The sequence below is a fragment of the Pseudomonas sp. EA_35y_Pfl2_R111 genome (assembly GCF_963970955.1).
Lineage (GTDB): Bacteria > Pseudomonadota > Gammaproteobacteria > Pseudomonadales > Pseudomonadaceae > Aquipseudomonas.
Genome location: NZ_CAXAOM010000001.1, coordinates 1676807 through 1695242, shown reverse-complemented (window position 1 = coordinate 1695242; position 18436 = coordinate 1676807). Strand labels below are relative to the sequence as shown.

Genomic DNA, 18436 nt, shown 5'->3' with positions numbered 1-18436 from the left:
GTCTAAGACCGGCAGTATAGATGCTGATAAGGAAGCAACATTCTTATGCAAAAGACCAACTGGTTTTCTGATCGGGGTCAGGGATAATGGTCATCGACGTGCGCTAAACATCAGCGGCGTCCTTCCTTCTGCACGAGGCACACGATCCATGTGGTACAACGGTTTTCTTGACCTGTCGGTCTGGCAGTTGATCGCAGTTACCCTGCTGATGACGCATGTGACCATCGTCAGCGTCACGGTTTATCTGCATCGCTACTCGGCGCACCGCGCGCTGGAGCTGCATCCGGCGCTAAAACACTTCTTCCGCTTCTGGCTGTGGTTGACCACGGCGCAGAACACTCGCGAATGGACCGCGATCCACCGCAAACACCACGCTAAATGCGAAACCGTAGACGACCCGCACAGCCCGGTGATCAAAGGCCTGAGCACGGTGCTGCGTACCGGCGCCGAGTTGTACGCCGAAGAGGCGAAGAACCCGGAAACCCTGCGTATCTACGGCAAGAACTGCCCGGAAGACTGGATCGAGCGCAACCTCTACTCGCGCTTCCCCGTTGCCGGCGTAGCGCTGATGGGCGCTATCGACTTGGCCTTATTCGGCGCTGCGGGCATCACCATCTGGGCGATCCAGATGATGTGGATTCCGGTCTGGGCAGCGGGGGTGATCAACGGTCTTGGCCATGCCGTCGGCTATCGCAATTTCGAATGCCGCGATGCCGCGACCAACCTGCTGCCCTGGGGCATCCTGATCGGCGGCGAAGAACTGCATAACAACCACCACACTTACCCGAACTCGGCCAAGCTGTCGGTGAAGAAGTGGGAATTCGACATGGGCTGGTTCTGGATCAAGCTGTTCAGCCTGCTTGGTCTCGCCCAGGTGCAGCGTGTTGCCCCTATCGCCCACCGAGTGGAAGGCAAGCGCAGCCTGGACATGGACACCGCCATGGCCATCCTCAACAACCGTTTCCAGATCATGGCGCAGTACCGCAAGCTGGTCATCGCGCCGCTGGTGCAGCAGGAGCTGGCCAAGGCCGACGCCTCGGTTCGCCACCACTTCCACCGTGCCAAGCGTCTGTTGTCGCGCGAGCCGAGCCTGCTCGACGAAGGCCACCAGGTACGTATCCAGCGCATGCTGGAACAAAGCCAGGCGCTCAAGGTGATCTACGAGAAACGTCTGGCCCTGCAGCAGATCTGGGTAAAAACCAGCGCCAATGGCCACGATATGCTCGAGGCTATCAAGCATTGGGTCAGCGATGCTGAAGCCAGCGGTATTCAGTCGCTACGCGAATTTGCCGAACAGCTGAAAACCTATTCGCTGCGCCCTACTGTCGCTGCATAACGCGCCGTTTGGTTACTCAAGCCCGCCCATTGGCGGGCTTTTTATGGCCTACCATTCAGGTAGACCCTTTTCAGACTAGATTTTGCGCACGGCCCAGTCCGATCGGTTTGAATTTCTGGCGCCTGCCGCTGTCTTTGCTCGGTACTTCTATGCAATGGCGGTTGATATGGACGAAATCAGCAGAGAGCAGCTCGAACAGGAAGAGTTGACCCTCGCGCTGTTGCATACCCGCGCTGAGGTCGCGCGTTTGCAGGAGCGCGAGCAGTTATTCAGTACTCTGCTGGGCAGCGTTAATGCAGTGCTCTGGGCTTTTGATTGGGATGCCAAGCGGGTGGTCTACGTCAGCCCTGCGTACGAGCGAATCTTTGGCCGATCTGCCGCACTCTTGCTCGCCGGTTATGAAGAGTGGCGTAACAGCATCTACCCCGATGATCTGGATTACGCCGCCGAGAGCTTCGTTCAAGTGCTGGAAACCGGCGCGGTCGAGGCGCGCGAGTATCGCATCATCCGTGCCGACGGGCAGCTGCGCTGGCTCAGTGACAAATGCTTTGTCAGCCGTGAAAGCGCGCCGGGTAAGCCGCATATCATCGTCGGCATCGCCGAAGACATCACTGAGAAGAAGCAGCTCGAAGGCGAGCTGCACCGCCTGGCCACCACCGACGTGCTGACCCAAAGCAGCAACCGTCGGCACTTCTTCGAGTGCGCCCAGCGTGAGTTTGAGCAGGCCCGTGAGTACGACAGCCCGCTGGCCTTTCTGCTGCTCGACCTGGATGACTTCAAGCAGATCAATGATCGCTATGGCCACCAGATGGGCGATCAGGTGCTGCAGCGCCTGGCCTACAGCTGCGCCACTACACTGCGCCGCGGCGACCTGTTCGGGCGCATCGGTGGTGAGGAGTTTGCCGCTGTGTTTCCACGTTGCGAGCCAGCGCTGGCCGAGCAGATTGCCGATCGCCTGCAGCGTGAGGTACGCCGTCTGAGCTTCAACCACGAGGACTCAAGCTTCGGTGTGACCCTGAGTCAGGGCCTGACCAGCCTGCGTTCTACGGATACCAGCCTGGATGCCTTGTATACCCGCGCCGACGCCGCGATGTACCAGGCCAAGCGCCAGGGTAAAAACCAGGTAGTGGTTGATTGATCGCGTGCGGCATGCGGTTGGATCGGTGTGTCGGCGATAAACCGCCTTTTTGTTTTTTGCCATAGGCAAAAAACCGCTCACGGCGTCTCCGCGAGGCTTGAAAAAACTCCCTTTAAATCTGTAAAGCCTTGCAATAGAGGCTCTGGCGGGGTGTTTTGGGCAGCTGGCACAGTAACTGCGTAGGGCTCAGCGCATAACGGCCTGGATCATCGGCCGACAATAAAAATGCAGAGACCCGCGCCATGATTATTACCTGTCCGCTGCCATGTCCTCATTCCCCAGCTCGCGCTGACTGTCTTCACGCGCTCACCTGATTTTCGCTTATTGCACCGCTGCCCTGGCTGCGGTGGCTTTTCGCCTGCCCGGCGCTTGGCCCTGCAATAACCACCCGAATTCGGTGCGCGCCTGCCGCTTCATGAGTTGAAGACAGTACCCGTGCCGATGTGCAACCCACACACAACTGGAGAACACATAATGAGAAAGACCTCCCTGGCCCTGGCCGTCGCAGCCAGCACCCTAGGCTTGTCCCTGAGCCAAGTCGCCCATGCCGATTTTATTGGCGATAGCAAAGCCAGCCTCGAAGCGCGTAACTTCTACTTCAACCGCGACTTCCGTGAAGACGCGGGTCCGCACAAGTCCGAAGAGTGGGCTCAAGGGTTTATCCTGCGCGCTGAGTCGGGCTTCACCGAAGGCACCGTCGGTTTCGGTCTCGACGCCATCGGCATGCTCGGCTTCAAGCTGGACTCGGGAGACGGCACTGCAGGTAGTGGTCTGCTGGTTCCGGATCGTTCGTCCAATGGTTCGCAGGACAACTACTCGGGTCTGGCTGTAGCGGCCAAGGCCAAGGTTTCCAAAAGCACCCTGCGCGTCGGCCAGATGCAGTTCAAGAACCAGGCGATCGCCTCCAGCGATAGCCGCCTGCTGCCGCAAATTTTCCGCGGCGGTAACCTGGTATCCCAGGAAATTGATGGCCTGACTCTGGATGCGGGTTACCTCGATGAGGTCAACAACCGCAACTCGCAAGACTACGAAGACATGACCCTGAATACCTACTCCTTGAGCGGTATCCAAATTAAGGGTGGTGCCGTCAACCAGTCCAACGAGTTCGTCTTTGCTGGCGGTAACTACAAACTCACCAAGGATCTGACGGCGGGTTATTACTATTCCAATCTGGAAGACCTGTACAAACAGCACTCCTTCAATCTGGTACATGTACTGCCGCTGGGCGACAAGCAGAGCCTGAAGACCGACGTGCGCTATGCTCGCTCCACCGATGACGGCCTGAGCAATGTCGATAACAAGGCATTCGGCGCGATGGTGACCTATGCCCTGAGCGGCCATAAATTTGGCCTCGGCTACCAGAAGATGAGTGGTGACACCGGTTTCGCCTATGTCGGTGGTACTGATCCGTTCCTGGTCAACTATGTGCAGATTGGCAACTTCGCGGCCAAGGACGAGAAGTCCTACCAAGCACGTTATGACTTCGACTTTGCTTCTGTTGGCGTGCCTGGTTTGACCTTTATGACGCGCTTCCTGTCGGGCGACAACATCGATCGCGGTCGTAACGTATCTGAGGGTAAAGAGCGTGAGCGCAACACCGAACTGATGTATGTATTCCAAGAAGGCGCCCTGAAGAACCTGGGTGTGCGCTGGCGTAATGCGACCATGCGCAACAACTTCAGCCGTGACATCGACGAAAACCGTCTGATCGTCAGCTACACTCTGCCATTGCTCTGATTGTGGTGGTTTCAGGCTGAACTGTTGCATCCAGTTCAGCCTGAGCAGCAAACGAAACCCGGACTCTGTTCCGGGTTTTTTATCACCTGCGATTTACCTCTGTGCAGTGACGCGGGCAGTGCTTGTCATTCATTCTATAAAAGAATAGATTGTTTTTATCTTAATTGAGCTGCTTGCCATGACGCTTGAACATCCACCAATCGATATCCAGCAACTGCGCGCCAATGCCGATGCGGCTGGGCAGTTGCTCAAGGCCCTGGGTAATCCGGATCGCCTGTTGTTGCTGTGTCAGCTCTCCCAGGGCGAACGCAATGTCAGCGAGCTGGAAACGCTGCTGGGTATTCAACAGCCGACCCTGTCGCAGCAGTTGGCGGTGTTGCGCCGTGAGGGCCTAGTGGAAACCCGGCGTGAGGGCAAGCAGATTTATTACCGCATCTGCAGCCCGGCCGCGCTGGCAGTGATCAACACCCTATATCAGCTGTTCTGCGCCGGTGAGCATTGATGACTATCGATTGGTACAACTTCACGCCCGGGAGCGCCATGGCTGGCGGTGCGCTGATCGGTTTGGCGGCCAGCTTGTTCGTCGTGATGAATGGCAGGGTGGCCGGTATCAGCGGCCTGCTTGGCAGTCTGCTGGAGCGTGGTGAAGGCTGGGGCGAGAAGGGCCTGTTTCTGCTAGGCGTGCTGCTCGCGCCGCTGCTCTGGCAGCTGTTTGCCCACCTGCCCGAGATTGAACTTCACAGCAGCTGGCTGGCGCTGATCGTTGCCGGTTTGCTGGTCGGCGTCGGCACCCGCTATGGCGCAGGTTGTACCAGCGGGCACGGTGTTTGCGGCTTATCGAGGCTGTCCTCGCGCTCGCTGGCCGCCACCTTGAGCTTTATGGCCGCCGGTTTCACCACGGTATTTGTCCTGCGTCATCTGCTGGGGGCTTGAGCATGCGCAAACTGTTGGCCTTTCTTGCCGGTGTGACCTTTGGCATTGGCCTGCTTAGCGCCGGCATGGCCAACCCGGCCAAGGTGCTGGCCTTTCTCGATTTGGCAGGTGCCTGGGACCCATCGCTGGCCCTGGTGATGGTGGCGGCGATTGGCGTGGCGTTGCTGCCGTACAGTTGGGCGCGCGCGCAGCGCAGCAGTCTGCTCGGTGCGCCGATGCAGTTGCCGGGCAAGCGCGAGCTGGATCGGCGGTTGATCGGCGGCAGCCTGTTGTTCGGTATTGGCTGGGGGATTGCCGGCATCTGTCCGGGGCCGGCCGTGGCGATTCTGCTCACCGGGCGCTGGCAGGTGCTGCTGTTCGTGGCGGCCATGCTGGTGGGCATGGTTGTGTTTGCTGCGCTGGAACGCCGGCGCGGGTAATTGATGATCGGGAGATCACTATCAAAGCAGGAGCTGCCATGTCACCGCTAATTCAGGCCTTTTTCGACCCTGCCACCTCGACCTACAGCTATGTGGTCAGTGATTCGGCCACAGGCCAGTGCGCCATTATCGATTCGGTGCTGGATTACGATGCGGCGGCCGGGCGAACTGCGACGGCCAGTGCCGACCGTCTGATCGCCTACGTGCGCGAGCATGGCCTGAGTGTGCAGTGGTTGCTGGAAACCCATGTGCATGCCGATCACCTGTCCGCCGCGCCCTATCTCAAGGCTGTCTTGGGTGGGCAACTGGCAATTGGCGAGCAGATCCGCGTGGTGCAGAACACCTTCGGCAAGTTGTTCAATGCCGGTGGCGAATTCGCCGTTGATGGCCGCCAGTTCGATCAGTTGTTCCACGATGAACAGGTGTTTCAGCTCGGCTCGCTAAATGCCCGCGCTCTGCATACCCCCGGGCATACCCCAGCCTGTATGACTTACCTGATCGGCGATACGGCGTTTGTCGGCGACACCCTGTTTATGCCCGATTATGGCACCGCGCGCTGCGACTTTCCCGGTGGCGATGCGCGAGTCCTGTACCGTTCCATTGCCCGGCTATTTGCCTTGCCAGCCAGCACCCGGCTGTTTATGTGCCACGATTATCTGGCTCCAGGTCGTGAGCAGCATCGTTACCAAACTACGGTGGCGGAGCAGCGTGCGAACAACGTGCACGTGCATCAGGGCATTGATGAAGACGCGTTTGTTGCCATGCGTCAGGCCCGCGACGCGGGGCTGGGCATGCCTGCGCTGATGTTACCGGCAGTGCAGGTGAACATGCGTGCCGGCCATCTGCCGCCCGCCGAAGATAATGGCGTGCGCTACCTCAAGGTACCGTTGAATGCGTTATAAGTGGCCGCTACTCAACACCGTGCGCAACTACGACCGTAGTCAGGCAGGCCGCGATCTATTGGCGGCCTGCCTGATCTGCCTGTTGCTGGTGCCGCAAGCCTTGGCTTATGCGCAGTTAGCCGGGTTGCCAGCGGTGGCGGGGATGTACGCGAGTATCTTACCGCTGGTGGTGTATGCGTTGATCGGTGCGAGCCCTGGGGTGGCCATGTCATTCGGGCCGGTGGCGGTCTTGTCACTGATGACCGCGGCGGCATTAGCGCCGATCGCGGTGGCCGGTAGCGAAGCTTACAGTGCGGCCGCGATCGGGCTGACGCTGCTGGTCGGTGCGCTGCTGTTGCTGATGGGGCTGTTGCGCCTGGGCTTTATTGCCAACTTTCTCAGCCATCCGGTGATCTCCGGGTTCGTCAGTGGTGCGGCAGTGCTGATTGCGGTGAGCCAGCTGCGTTATTTGTTGGGGGTGTCCGTCGACGGCCTGACCCTGCCGCAGGTGCTCCCAGCGTTATACGCCCAATTGCCGGAGTTACATAAACCGACCCTGCTGCTGGGCGTGGTGAGCCTGGTGGCACTGGTGGTGTTGCGCAATCTGAGTCTGTTGGGCGTGTCAGTTGCTTGGGCGCTGCGGCTGAAGCAGCTCAGTGCCTTGCTGGTGATGCTGTTGGCCATGTCCGTAGGCGGACTTTTGCAGCTGGAGGCCTATGGAATCAGGGTTGTGGGGCAGGTCCCGGCGGGGTTGCCGACGTTGGGTTTACCGAACCTGGAGCTGGGCCTGCTACGTGAGCTACTGCCGGCCGCGCTATTGATTGCTCTGGTGGGGTTTATCGAGTCCATCTCCATTGCCCAAAGCCTGGCTATGCGCAAGCGTCAACTGATCCGCCCTGATCTGGAGCTGCTGGGCCAGGGCGCAGCCAATGTGGCCTCGGCCTTTAGCGGCGGGATGCCAGTGGCGGCGAGTTTTTCCCGTTCTGCGGTGGCCCGGCAAAGCAATATGGCTACGCCGCTGGTGGGTATTTTTGCGGCGGGTTTGATGTTGGCAGCGGTGCTTGGCCTGGCCCCGGTATTGCGCCATCTGCCACAGGCGGTATTGGCGGCGAGTATTCTGGTGGCGGTGCTTGGCTTGATTGATGTGCCGACCTTACGCCACACCTGGCGCTACTCAAAAGCGGAAGGTTGCGCGCAGTTAGCCACCTTCTTCGGTGTGCTGTTACAGGGTGTGGAGGCCGGAATTATGCTCGGCGTTGCCCTGTCACTGTTGTTGTTTCTCTGGCGCACCAGTCGGCCGCATATGGCTGTTGTTGGGCAGGTGCCGGGCAGCCAGCATTTTCGCAATGTGCAGCGCTACGACACGGTGCAGAGCGCGAGCGTGCTGTCGTTGCGGGTTGATGAGAGCCTGTATTTCCCCAACGCACGCTACCTGGAGGCCCGCATCGGCGAGCTGATTGCCGTGAGTCCTGAGGTACGTCATCTGGTGTTGATGTGCTCAGGGGTCAATCAGATTGATGCCAGTGCGCTGGATACTCTCGAAGCGATCGCCGAACAGTTGCAGAGTGCCGAGGTGCAGCTGCATCTGTCTGAAGTCAAAGGCCCGGTGATGGATCGGTTACTGCGCTCGGATTTTCTCCAGCGCTTTGGCGGCCAGGTGTTTATTAGCCACTACCAAGCGCTGTGCACGTTGGACCCTGTGTGTGCCGTGCGCGCACTGACACCTGAGTAAAACTGGGCTACAACTTATCACTGGGCTGTCGATACCCTGATTGGATGCGGGGCGTGATTAGCCCGGCCTTGTTCTGCCAAACGCTTGTTCCTCCTGAGGTTGCTCTATGTTCGGATCACGCCTTCGCAGTGAGTTGCAGCAGTGTCAGTTGCAATTAGCAGCCAGTCAGCAGGTTATAGGTGCCATCCGGCAGACCTTCGCCATGATCGAATTCACCGCCCAAGGCGAGATTCTGGATGCCAATGCGCCATTTCTCGCGGCTATGGGTTATCGGCTGGAGGAGCTGCGTGGCCAGCACCACCGCATGTTTTGCACCCAAGAGCAGGTGGAAAGCCCTGCCTATGCGCAGTTCTGGCGGCGACTGGCTGATGGTGAAAGCTTCAGTGACCGTTATATGCGGGTTGCCAATGGCGGTCGTGAGATATGGCTGGAGGCCAGCTATTTGCCGGTGCGTGATGCTCAGGGGCGAGTTGCCAAGGTGATCAAGCTGGCCACTGACATCTCCGCGCGCATGCATACCGAGCATCAGCACGACAGCTACCTAAAAGCGATCAACCGTTCAACGGCAGTAATCGAATTCAATCTGGTGGGGGAGGTGCAAGATGCTAATGAGAACTTTCTCAGCACCATGGGCTATCGTCTGGATGAGATCCGCGGCAAGCATCACCGCCAGTTCTGTACCCACGATGAGTCGTCGAGTGATGACTATCGGCGTTTCTGGCAGCGCCTGAACCAGGGCGAGTTTATTGCCGACCGTTTCAAACGGATTGCCAAAGATGGGCGCGTTGTGTGGTTACGGGCTTCATACAATCCGCTCTATGACGCAGCTGGGCGCCTGTATGGGGTGGTCAAGTTTGCCAGTGATATCTCCAGTCAGGTTGAACACCGCGAAGCCGAGTCCGCTGCGGCCCAGCTGGCCTTTGATATTGCTCGGGAAACCGACGAGAGTGCGATCAAGGGCGCGGAAACGGTCGAGGATACCGTGCAGGTAGTGCGCGGTATTGCCGCTGAACTGGGCCAGGTGGCTGAAAATATTGGGGCGCTGAGTACTCAGTCTGACCGTATCAGCAGCATCGTCCAGGTGATCCGTGGGATTGCCGAGCAAACCAATCTGTTGGCCCTTAATGCGGCCATTGAAGCTGCTCGTGCTGGCGAACAGGGCCGAGGTTTTGCGGTAGTCGCCGATGAGGTGCGCAACCTTGCGGCCCGCACCAGTCAGGCCACGGTGGAAATTAATGATGTAGTGCTGCTCAATCATGATCTCGCGCTAAAAGCGGTCAGTGGCATGGACGGCAGTAAGCAGAAGGCGGAGCAGGGTGTGCTGCTGGCCAACAGGGCGGGTGAGGTGATGCTGGAAATTCGCGATGAGGCCCAGCGCGTGGTCGATGCCATCGGCCAGTTCACCGAGGCCATGCAGGATTGAGAAAAAACACCCGGCTTGTGCCGGGTGTTTTCAGTGTGCATGGATGAAGTCGCCGGGCTAGAGCAACAATAAGGTGGCCAGGCCGAGAAAGGCGAAGAAGCCGATCACGTCAGTGACCGTCGTCAGAATCACACTGCCGGCCAACGCCGGGTCAATGCCCATGCGGTGCAACAACAGCGGAATGCCCCAGCCGGACAGGGTGGCGCAGAGCAGGTTGAGTAGGATCGCTGCGCCGAGCACCGCGCCAATCCCCCAGTTGCCGAACCAGGCAACAGCGAGCAGGGCGATCACCACTGACCAGAGTATGCCGTTGAGGATGGAGATCCCCAGCTCGCGGTTGAGCAGAATGCGGATATTGCCTTTTTGCACCTGGCCCAAGGCCAAGCCGCGGATGACCAGGGTCAGGGTCTGGCTACCGGCAATGCCACCCATACTGGCGACAATCGGCATCAACACGGCAAGAGCGACCAGCTGCTCCAGGGTCGCCTGAAATAGGCCGATGACCCAGGCGGCGCCGAAGGCGGTGATCAGGTTGATGCCTAGCCACAGTGCACGACGGCGTGCGCTAACCAGTACGGGGGCGAAGATGTCGGCCTCGTCATCCAGGCCGGCCATGTGCATCAGGGCGCGGTCGGAGTTTTCGCGAATAAGGTCAATCACGTCGTCCACGGTAATCCGCCCGAGCAGGCGATTGTGCTCATCGACCACGGGCGCAGAAAGTAGGTCGTGGTCCTGAAACAGTTGGGCGACTTCATTGCTGTTGGTGGTGACAACGATCCCGGCGATGTCGTGGTGCATCAGTTCACTGACGCGTTGATCCAGTTCAGCTGTGACCAATTCGCTCAGGCGCAGGGCGCCCTGGTAATGGCCTTTACGGTCGACCACCATCAGCAAGTCGGTTTGTGGTGGCAGACGTTCGAGTAGGCGCAGGTAGCGCAACACGGCACCGGCTTGGACGTCGGCGCGCACCTGGATCGGGTCGGCGTTCATCAGGCCGCCAGCCGAATCCTCGGGGTAGGACAGCATCGACTCAAGCTGCTGGCGCTGGGCTGTGCTGCTGGCATGCAGCAGTTGGTTACCCAGTTTGGCCGGCAAGGCTTGGATCAGGTCGACGCGGTCATCCAGTTCGAGCTGGGCAGTGGCAGCGATCAGGTCTTCAGGATCAAGTTCCAGCGCCAGCGCGGTGCGGATCTCGTCATGCAGATAGGTGAGCACTTTGCCTGCGCGCTCGGTCTCGACCATGCTCCAGGCGCGGTTGCGCTCCGCGGGTGGCATGGCTTCCAGCAAGCCGGCGACTTTGGCGGGATGCATGCGGTGCAGCAGCTTGCCCAGTCGCTTGAGTTTGCCTTGTGTCAACGCCTGGCGTACGGCTTCCAGCTGGCTGGTGTTGCTGTTGTCAGGCTCGTCACTAGCGGTAATGCTGGCCTCGGCAGAATCACCGGCCAACTGCGCCCTGAGGCTAGGGCTCAGGTGATGCAGGGTACGTTCTTCCACCTCAGGGCCAATCTGCTGCCACAACCTCAGGCGTTGCTCGGTGTCCAGCCGCTCCAGCAACGCTGCAATTTTGCCGGGGTGCATGCGCGCCAGCAGTTTACGCGCGCGTTTATTCTTGCCGCTGTCCAGTGCCTGAATGATGGCATTGGAGTCGGAGAGGCTGTGTTGGGAGGCGTTGTCGCTGGAGGAGGGCAAGGGTGATTTCATGGGTGCGAGAATAACACTCGCACTCTAACGCGGGAATTTGCTTGCACAGAGGCACACTCGCCGCTTGCCAATAGGTTGTTAAACGCCCAGCGCTAGCTGAGCGTTTGCGCTTAGCTGTGTTGCGGCGCGGGTTGCTGTTGGGTGATGCAGTGGATATTGCCGCCGCCCAGCAGTATTTCGCGGCCCGGCACCATGACCACGCGGTGCTGCGGGAACAGGCGCTGCAGAATCGCTTCTGCTTCGGCGTCCTTGGGGTCGTCGAACTTGGGCGCGATGATGCCGCCGTTGACGATCAGGAAGTTGACGTAGGAGCCGGCCAGGCGGATCGACGGATCACGCTCTTGGGTGCCGGCCGCCAGATCGACCCCGGCGCATTCTTTATCTGTCGCATACAGCGGGCCTGGAATTGGCATTTTGTGTACGACTAGCTTACGACCTTTGGCATCCCGAACACTTTCCAGCACGCGCATGGCAGCCTGGCAGCGCGGGTAGTTGGGGTCGCTGGCGTCGTCGGTCCAGGCCAGCAGCACTTCGCCGGGGCGCACGTAGCAGCAGAAGTTATCGACGTGGCCGTCGGTCTCGTCATTGAACAGGCCGTCCGGCAGCCAGATTACGCTGTCGATGGCCAGGTGATCGGCCAGGTACTGCTCAATCTGCTCGCGGCTCAGATGCGGATTGCGGTTGGGGTTGAGCAAGCATTCTTCGGTGGTGATCAGGGTGCCTTCGCCGTCGACGTGGATCGAGCCGCCTTCAAGGATCAGCTCATCGGTACGGTAGCGTTGCTGCCCTTCGATCTGCAGGATCTTGCGCGCTACCTGATCGTCACGCCCCCAGTTGGCGTACAACCCGCCATTCAGACCGCCCCAGGCGTTGAATGCCCAGTCCACACCGCGCACTTCGCCGCTGTTGTTGGTGACAAAAGTCGGCCCGGTGTCGCGTACCCAGGCGTCGTTGGTGGTGATTTCTACCACGCGAATACTGGCGTGGGCGAGGCGCTCGCTGGCGTTTTCATACTGGCCGGCGGACACGCACACGGTTACCGGTTCGAATTCGGCAATCGCCCTGGCCACGGTGGTGAACGCGGCTTGCGCGGGCTTGCCGCCCAGGCGCCAGTTGTCCGGGCGCTCGGGCCAGACCATCCAGGTTTGGCTGTGGCTTTCCCACTCGGCGGGCATGCGGAAGCCGTCGGCGCGTGGGGTAGTCGTCAGGGTTGTCATAAATTCACCAAAACATTGAGCAGGGGCGGATGGGGCGAGCGTCGATACCCATCGAGGGTAATGATGGGTATCGACGCTGCGCGTCTCAACCCAACCTACGAGGCGTTTTTACTCGCAGGCCAGATGGCCGTCGAGGGTTTTTAGCGGGCCGTAGAGGTTCGGGCGGCGGTCACGGAAGCTACCCCAGGCGCTGCGGATATGCTCCAGCTGATCCAGGTCGAAGCTGTGCATCAGCACGGCCTCGTTGGTTTCGTTGGCTTCCTGCACCTTGGCGCCGAACTGATCGGCGATAAACGACGAGCCATAGAAATTGATGTGGTAGTCGCCCTGGTCTTCACGGCCGATGCGGTTACTGGCGATCAGCGGCATCAGGTTGGCCCCGGCGTGACCCTGCTGCACGCGCTGCCAATGGTCGCGCGAGCTGATGCTCGGGTCATGCGGCTCGGTGCCGATGGCGGTCGGGTAGAACAGAATCTCGGCACCGAGCAGCGCCATGCTGCGCGCGCACTCGGGGAACCACTGATCCCAGCAGATGCCCACGCCGATCTTGGCGTAACGGGTGTTCCACACCTTGAAGCCGGTGTCGCCGGGATTGAAGTAGTACTTCTCGTGGTAGCCAGGGCCGTCCGGGATGTGGCTTTTCCGATAAATCCCGAGGTTGCTGCCGTCGGCATCGATGATCGCGATGCTATTGAAGCGCGCCCGGCCGGCCAGTTCATAGAAGCTGATCGGCAGAACCACCTGCAACTCCTTGGCGATTTTCTGGAAGTGCAGGATCGCCGGGTTGCTCTCGACCGGAGTGGCCAGTTGCAGGTAGTCCGGATTGGGTTTCTGACAAAAGTACGGGGCCTCAAACAGCTCTTGCAGCAGGATGATCTGCGCACCTTTGGCGGCGGCTTGACGGACTAAGCGTTCAGCGTTGGCGAGGTTAGCTGCGGTGTCCCAGGAACAGGCCATCTGGGTGGCGGCGACGGTAACGATACGGGGCATGGTTTGGCACCTCAAGAGCAGTTGGGGCGGTCATCTGACACTAGCAGAGGCCTGCGACTGTGCCATGCCTCGCGGGCGACTCATGGCAGCGAATGGTCTATTTATATCCGATAAAAATCGGCTTTAAAAGCAGAATATAAGTCTGAAAATGATTATTTATCGTTTTATATCGAATAAAAATCGAATTTTCTTCATGGCAGGGGAGTGCAGAGCTAAGGCAGGGCGATACGCCGCTGCGCAGCTGATGTGCTACGGGCGTGGGCGGTGTGTGCAGGTGAGGGGTCAGGCGCTGTAGCGTTTGTGCAGCTCGAATTGCTCGTGGCCGTCGTCCCAGCCGGCTTCCCAGGCGGCAACCAGCACATCGGCGGCGAGTGCACGCGGAGCGTTGGTTTGCCCGGTGAGCCCTGCCATGTAGCCTTGTTGGTAAGCCTTGTTAAGGCTTTCCAGGCTCCAGTGCTGGTCATCTTCCGTGTTGAGGTCGGCGCAGGCCATGGTGGCAGCTCGCAGTGGATATACCCGTGCAATGCTAGCCGCATAGGCCATGCAGGGCTGCGCCGCTGATCCCGCTTTTGCCACCGCTGGCAGTTTATGTGATGCAGTTGGCGAAATGCCGGCCTGGGGTAGGCCGGTTGTACTCGCCAGCCGCCTGGCTAGGTAGCCGGAGCGAGGATGCTGGCTTGGTAGGCGGCGGCAAAAAAGTCGAAGTCGCCTTCTTCCTGAGCTTCCAGCTCGGCCTGGTTCAGCAGCGATTGGGCGGCGCTGGCCTCGAAGGCGGCCTGCTGTTCGGCGCTCAGCGGTTGGCTGCGGAAGTACTCGGCGTGCAGCTTGCTCTGCTGCAGGGCGAACGCGGTGAAGCTCAGGCCTTGTTGCAGCTGTGCCAACACTTGGGCCGACGGCGTCAGGTTGACATCATCGACCTTCGCTTGTTGCGCCTGCAGGGCCAGACTGTGGGCGTTACCGCCCCGGCTCTGGTCGAGCAACTCAGCCAGCGGCATGATCTGTTCGAGTAATTCGCTGGCCCAGGTTTGCAGTGCTACGGGCTGGCCGTCACGTTGCAAATTCAGCGCTGGGCGGCGGCCCTCTTTGACCACGGCGAGGAAGTTGTCGGTGCAGGCATGGCACTCGGCACTTTCCAGCAGCGGGCTGTCCTGCAGCGTGCAGAACAGCAGGAAGGCATCGAGGAAGCGTGACTCGGTGAGGTCGATACCCAACGGCAAGTAGGGGTTGATGTCCAGGCAGCGCACTTCAATGTACTGCACGCCACGGGCCATCAGGGCTTGGATCGGCCGTTCACCGCTATGGGTGACTCGCTTGGGGCGGATATTGGAGTAGTACTCGTTTTCGATCTGCAGGATATGGGTGTTGAGCTGCAACCATTCGCCGTCCTGCTTTGCGCCGATTTCCACGTAAGGCGGGTAGGGCGTGCCGACGGCTTGGCGCAGGCTGTCGGTGTAGCTGGTTAGGTCGTTGTAGCACGGAGTCAGGCCAGCTTGGGCATTGCTTTGGTAGCCCAGGTCACTCATGCGCAGGCTGGTGGCGTAAGGCAAGTAGAGTGTCTCGGCGTCCAGCTCCAGCAGCTGATGCGGGTTGCCGCGCATAAAGCCTTTGTGCAGCGCCGGCGAGGCGCCGAACAGGTACATCAGCAGCCAGCTGTAGCGGCGGAAGTTGCGGATCAGGGCGATATAGCGCGCCGACTGATAATCCCTTGCACTGCAGGTATTGTCTTCGGCCTGCTGCTGTAATTGCCACAGCGCTTCCGGCAGCGAGAAATTGTAGTGGATGCCGGCGATGCATTGCATGGTTTTGCCATAACGCAGGGCCAAGCCTTTGCGGTAGACGTATTTGAGTTCGCCGATGTGCGAGCTGCCGTAACGGGCGATCGGGATCGTCTCTTCGTCCGGCAGGACGCAGGGCATCGACGGGCTCCACAGGTATTCACCGTCCAGTTTGCTATAGGCAAAACGGTGAATCTGCTCCAGCTCGGCCAGGGTTGCCGCCGGATCGGCTTCGGCTGGGGTGATGAACTCCAGCAGCGATTCGGAATAATCGGTGGTGATCTGCGTGTGGGTCAGTGCCGAGCCCAATGCAGCCGGGTGCGGGGTCAGCGCGAGCTGGCCGTCCGCATCAACGCGCAGGCATTCGCGCTCGATACCGTGCAGGCACTGGGACAGCAGGGAAAGGTTGGCGCGTTCGCCAAGCTGGGCCAGGCGGCGGGAGAACAGGTCGCTCAAGATTGCATTCCTTCACGCATCGGTCGCCTCAATATGGGGGCGCCAGACGTGCTCTACAAGGGGGCGAGAAAACCGGATTGAACCGGCCGATAGCGCTTTATAACCCGAGGCGGGCGAGGAGGGTTATAGCTGAGCGCTGCGCTTGTGTGTCAGGGCGACGCACAGGCCGTAGGGCGGGTATCGGTGCTGCGCACCTCAACCCACCCCACTGGATTGGCGCGATCCTACTTTTTCAGCTGCTTGGCATTGGCAAACAACGCCGCCATGCCGCCACTGGCCGGCGCGGGTTTGTCCTGGCTGGAGTGACGTTCAGTACGTGGTGCATTGCTGCCCGTTTTGCCGTTGCCACGTGCGCCGCCACGTGGCCCTTCGACCTTCTCGCCGGGGGTGTCGCCCATGCGCATCGACAGGGCGATACGGTTACGCGGGATGTCGACTTCCATCACCTTGACCTTGACCACTTCGCCGGCCTTGACCGCTTCGTGTGGGTCTTTGATGAATTTTTCCGACAGTGCCGAGATGTGCACCAGGCCGTCCTGGTGTACACCGATGTCGACGAAGGCACCGAAGTTGGTGACGTTGGTTACCACGCCTTCGAGGATCATGCCCAGTTGCAGGTCGTTGAGGGTTTCTACGCCCTCCTGGAACTCGGCTGTCTTGAACTCGGGCCGTGGGTCGCGGCCGGGTTTCTCCAGTTCGCTCAAAATGTCACCGACGGTCACCAGGCCGAACGTGTCGTCGGTGAACTGTTTCGGGTCGAGGCGCTTGAGGAAGCCCGAGTCGCCGATCAATGAGCGGATGTCGCGACCGGTATCGGCGGCGATGCGCTGCACCAGTGGGTAGGTCTCCGGGTGCACGGCGGAGGCGTCCAGCGGGTTGCTGCCGTTCATCACGCGCAGGAAACCGGCGGCCTGCTCGAAGGTCTTGTCGCCCAGGCGCGGCACCTTGAGCAGCTCGGCACGGCTATTGAACGCGCCGTTGGCATCGCGGAACGCCACGATGTTTTGCGCAAGCGTGCTGTTGAGGCCGGAGATACGTGCCAGCAGGGCGACGGAGGCGGTGTTCACGTCCACGCCCACAGCGTTTACGCAGTCCTCGACCACCGCGTCCAGCGAGCGTGCCAGTTTGAGCTGCGACACATCATGTTGGTACTGGCCGACGCCGATGGATTTAGGGTCGATCTTCACCAACTCGGCCAGCGGGTCCTGCAGGCGGCGGGCGATGGACACGGCGCCGCGCAGCGTCACGTCCATGTCCGGAAATTCTTTGGCGGCCAATTCCGAGGCGGAATACACCGAGGCACCCGCCTCGCTGACCATGACTTTGGTCAGGTTCAGGCCCGGCAGTTTCTTGATCAGCTCCAAGGCCAGTTTGTCGGTCTCGCGGCTGGCGGTGCCGTTACCAATCGAAATCAGATCAACGGCGTGTTTGGCGCACAGTTTGGCGAGGATCGCCAGGGTGCCGTCCCAGTCATTGCGCGGTGCGTGGGGGTAAACCGTGCTGGTTTCCAAGACTTTGCCGGTGGCATCGACCACTGCGACCTTGCAGCCGGTGCGCAGGCCCGGGTCCAGTGCCAGGGTGGCACGTGGGCCAGCTGGGGCGGCTAGCAGCAGGTCGTGCAGATTGCGCGCGAAAACGTTGATCGCCTCGTCTTCCGCCGCTTCGCGCAGTTCGCCGAACAGGTCGGTTTCCAGGTGAGTGTAGAGCTTGACCTTCCAGGTCCAGCGCACCACTTCGCCCAGCCATTTGTCCGCGGCGCGGCCACGGGCGCTGATGCCGAAGCGCTCACCGATCATGCCTTCGCAGGGGTGCATGCTGCCGGGCAGCTCGTCGCCGACTTTCAGGCTGGCACTGAGGATGCCTTCGTTACGCCCACGGAAGATCGCCAGGGCGCGGTGTGACGGCGCGCCCTTGAGCTTTTCGTCGTGTTCGAAGTAGTCGCGGAACTTGGCCCCTTCGTTCTCTTTGCCAGCGACTACGCGGGCGCTGAGGATGGCGTTGTCTTTCAGGTAGCTGCGCAGGCTGGCCAGCAGGTTGGCGTCCTCGGCGAAGCGTTCCATGAGGATGTATTTGGCGCCTTCGAGCACGGCCTTGATGTCGGCAAAGCCTTTTTCGGCGTCGATAAAACGCTCGGCTTCGTTTTCGGGAGTCAGGGTTGGGTCGTTGAACAGTGCGTCGGCCAGTTCGCCGAGACCGGCTTCCAGGGCGATCTGGCCCTTGGTGCGGCGCTTCTGCTTGAACGGCAGGTACAAGTCTTCCAGGCGGGTCTTGGTTTCGGCCAGGTTGATTTCGCGGGTCAGCTCCGGGGTCAGCTTGCCCTGTTCCTCGATGCTGGCGAGGATGCTGGCGCGGCGCTCGTCGAGTTCGCGCAGGTAGCGCAGGCGCTCTTCCAGGTTGCGCAGCTGGGTGTCGTCCAGGCTGCCTGTGACCTCTTTGCGGTAGCGCGCGATAAACGGCACGGTGGAGCCTTCATCGAGCAGCGCCACGGCGGCGGCGACCTGTTGCGGGCGTACGCCCAGTTCTTCGGCGATGCGGTTGTTGATGCTGAGCATAGAAAAAGCTACCCACACTGAAACGAAAAACCAGCCACGCAGACCACGGGCCAGACACGAAAGCCGCGCATTATAAACACTGCCCGGCAACGCACCGGGAACCAGTCGGGGAAAAATCTGCTAACAATGGGCTGCACGTCGGCTGC

15 protein-coding genes and 1 pseudogene are annotated in these 18436 nt (G+C 60.2%); 10 read left to right on the top strand and 6 right to left on the bottom strand.

Annotation, left to right across the window (positions count from 1 at the left end):
- The first annotated feature begins 148 nt into the window (after positions 1-148).
- From desA to AACY25_RS20945, 10 genes and pseudogenes are all read left to right on the top strand, one after another.
- Entirely contained in the window at positions 149-1336 is a 1188-nt protein-coding gene (gene desA / locus AACY25_RS08010) for a delta-9 fatty acid desaturase DesA (protein WP_339523625.1), read from the top strand.
- Positions 1337-1502: 166 nt separating this feature from the next.
- Complete coding sequence (locus AACY25_RS08005) at positions 1503-2474, top strand: GGDEF domain-containing protein (protein WP_339523623.1); 972 nt, start codon at positions 1503-1505, stop codon at positions 2472-2474.
- A 474-nt stretch (positions 2475-2948) separates the two neighbouring features.
- Positions 2949-4211 (top strand): OprD family porin, encoded by a 1263-nt coding sequence (locus AACY25_RS08000; protein WP_339409065.1) that lies wholly within the window; start codon positions 2949-2951, stop codon positions 4209-4211.
- 178 nt (positions 4212-4389) lie between these two features.
- Entirely contained in the window at positions 4390-4713 is a 324-nt protein-coding gene (locus AACY25_RS07995; protein WP_339523622.1) for an ArsR/SmtB family transcription factor, read from the top strand.
- Positions 4713-5144, top strand: coding sequence for a YeeE/YedE family protein (locus AACY25_RS07990; RefSeq protein ID WP_339523621.1), 432 nt, complete (start codon positions 4713-4715; stop codon positions 5142-5144). The genes AACY25_RS07995 and AACY25_RS07990 overlap by 1 nt, the downstream gene beginning before the upstream one ends.
- Positions 5145-5146: 2 nt before the next feature.
- Entirely contained in the window at positions 5147-5563 is a 417-nt protein-coding gene (locus tag AACY25_RS07985; protein ID WP_339523619.1) for a DUF6691 family protein, read from the top strand.
- Between the two features lie 38 nt (positions 5564-5601).
- Entirely contained in the window at positions 5602-6465 is an 864-nt protein-coding gene (locus AACY25_RS07980; RefSeq protein WP_339523617.1) for an MBL fold metallo-hydrolase, read from the top strand.
- Positions 6455-8176: a SulP family inorganic anion transporter gene (locus tag AACY25_RS07975; protein WP_339523616.1), complete on the top strand. Its 1722-nt coding sequence runs from the start codon at positions 6455-6457 to the stop codon at positions 8174-8176. The genes AACY25_RS07980 and AACY25_RS07975 overlap by 11 nt, the downstream gene beginning before the upstream one ends.
- A gap of 106 nt (positions 8177-8282) precedes the next feature.
- A pseudogene (locus AACY25_RS20950) lies at positions 8283-9059 on the top strand (PAS domain-containing protein); the annotation flags it as partial.
- Positions 9060-9158: 99 nt separating this feature from the next.
- Positions 9159-9599, top strand: a complete 441-nt coding sequence (locus AACY25_RS20945) for a methyl-accepting chemotaxis protein (protein ID WP_445262131.1) — start codon at positions 9159-9161, stop codon at positions 9597-9599.
- Between the two features lie 57 nt (positions 9600-9656).
- Here the strand turns inward: AACY25_RS20945 and mgtE are convergent, their stop codons facing one another.
- From mgtE to AACY25_RS07940, 6 genes are all read right to left on the bottom strand, one after another.
- Complete coding sequence (gene mgtE, locus AACY25_RS07965; protein ID WP_339523613.1) at positions 9657-11288, bottom strand: magnesium transporter; 1632 nt, start codon at positions 11286-11288, stop codon at positions 9657-9659.
- 122 nt (positions 11289-11410) lie between these two features.
- Positions 11411-12517 (bottom strand): agmatine deiminase, encoded by a 1107-nt coding sequence (aguA, locus tag AACY25_RS07960; protein ID WP_339523611.1) that lies wholly within the window; start codon positions 12515-12517, stop codon positions 11411-11413.
- A 108-nt stretch (positions 12518-12625) separates the two neighbouring features.
- Positions 12626-13507 (bottom strand): N-carbamoylputrescine amidase, encoded by an 882-nt coding sequence (aguB, locus tag AACY25_RS07955; protein ID WP_339523609.1) that lies wholly within the window; start codon positions 13505-13507, stop codon positions 12626-12628.
- A 282-nt stretch (positions 13508-13789) separates the two neighbouring features.
- Entirely contained in the window at positions 13790-13999 is a 210-nt protein-coding gene (gene rmf, locus AACY25_RS07950; RefSeq protein WP_445262130.1) for a ribosome modulation factor, read from the bottom strand.
- 158 nt (positions 14000-14157) lie between these two features.
- Positions 14158-15738: a glutamate--cysteine ligase gene (gshA, locus tag AACY25_RS07945; protein ID WP_339523605.1), complete on the bottom strand. Its 1581-nt coding sequence runs from the start codon at positions 15736-15738 to the stop codon at positions 14158-14160.
- Between the two features lie 224 nt (positions 15739-15962).
- Complete coding sequence (locus tag AACY25_RS07940) at positions 15963-18290, bottom strand: Tex family protein (protein ID WP_339523603.1); 2328 nt, start codon at positions 18288-18290, stop codon at positions 15963-15965.
- Positions 18291-18436: the final 146 nt, after the last annotated feature.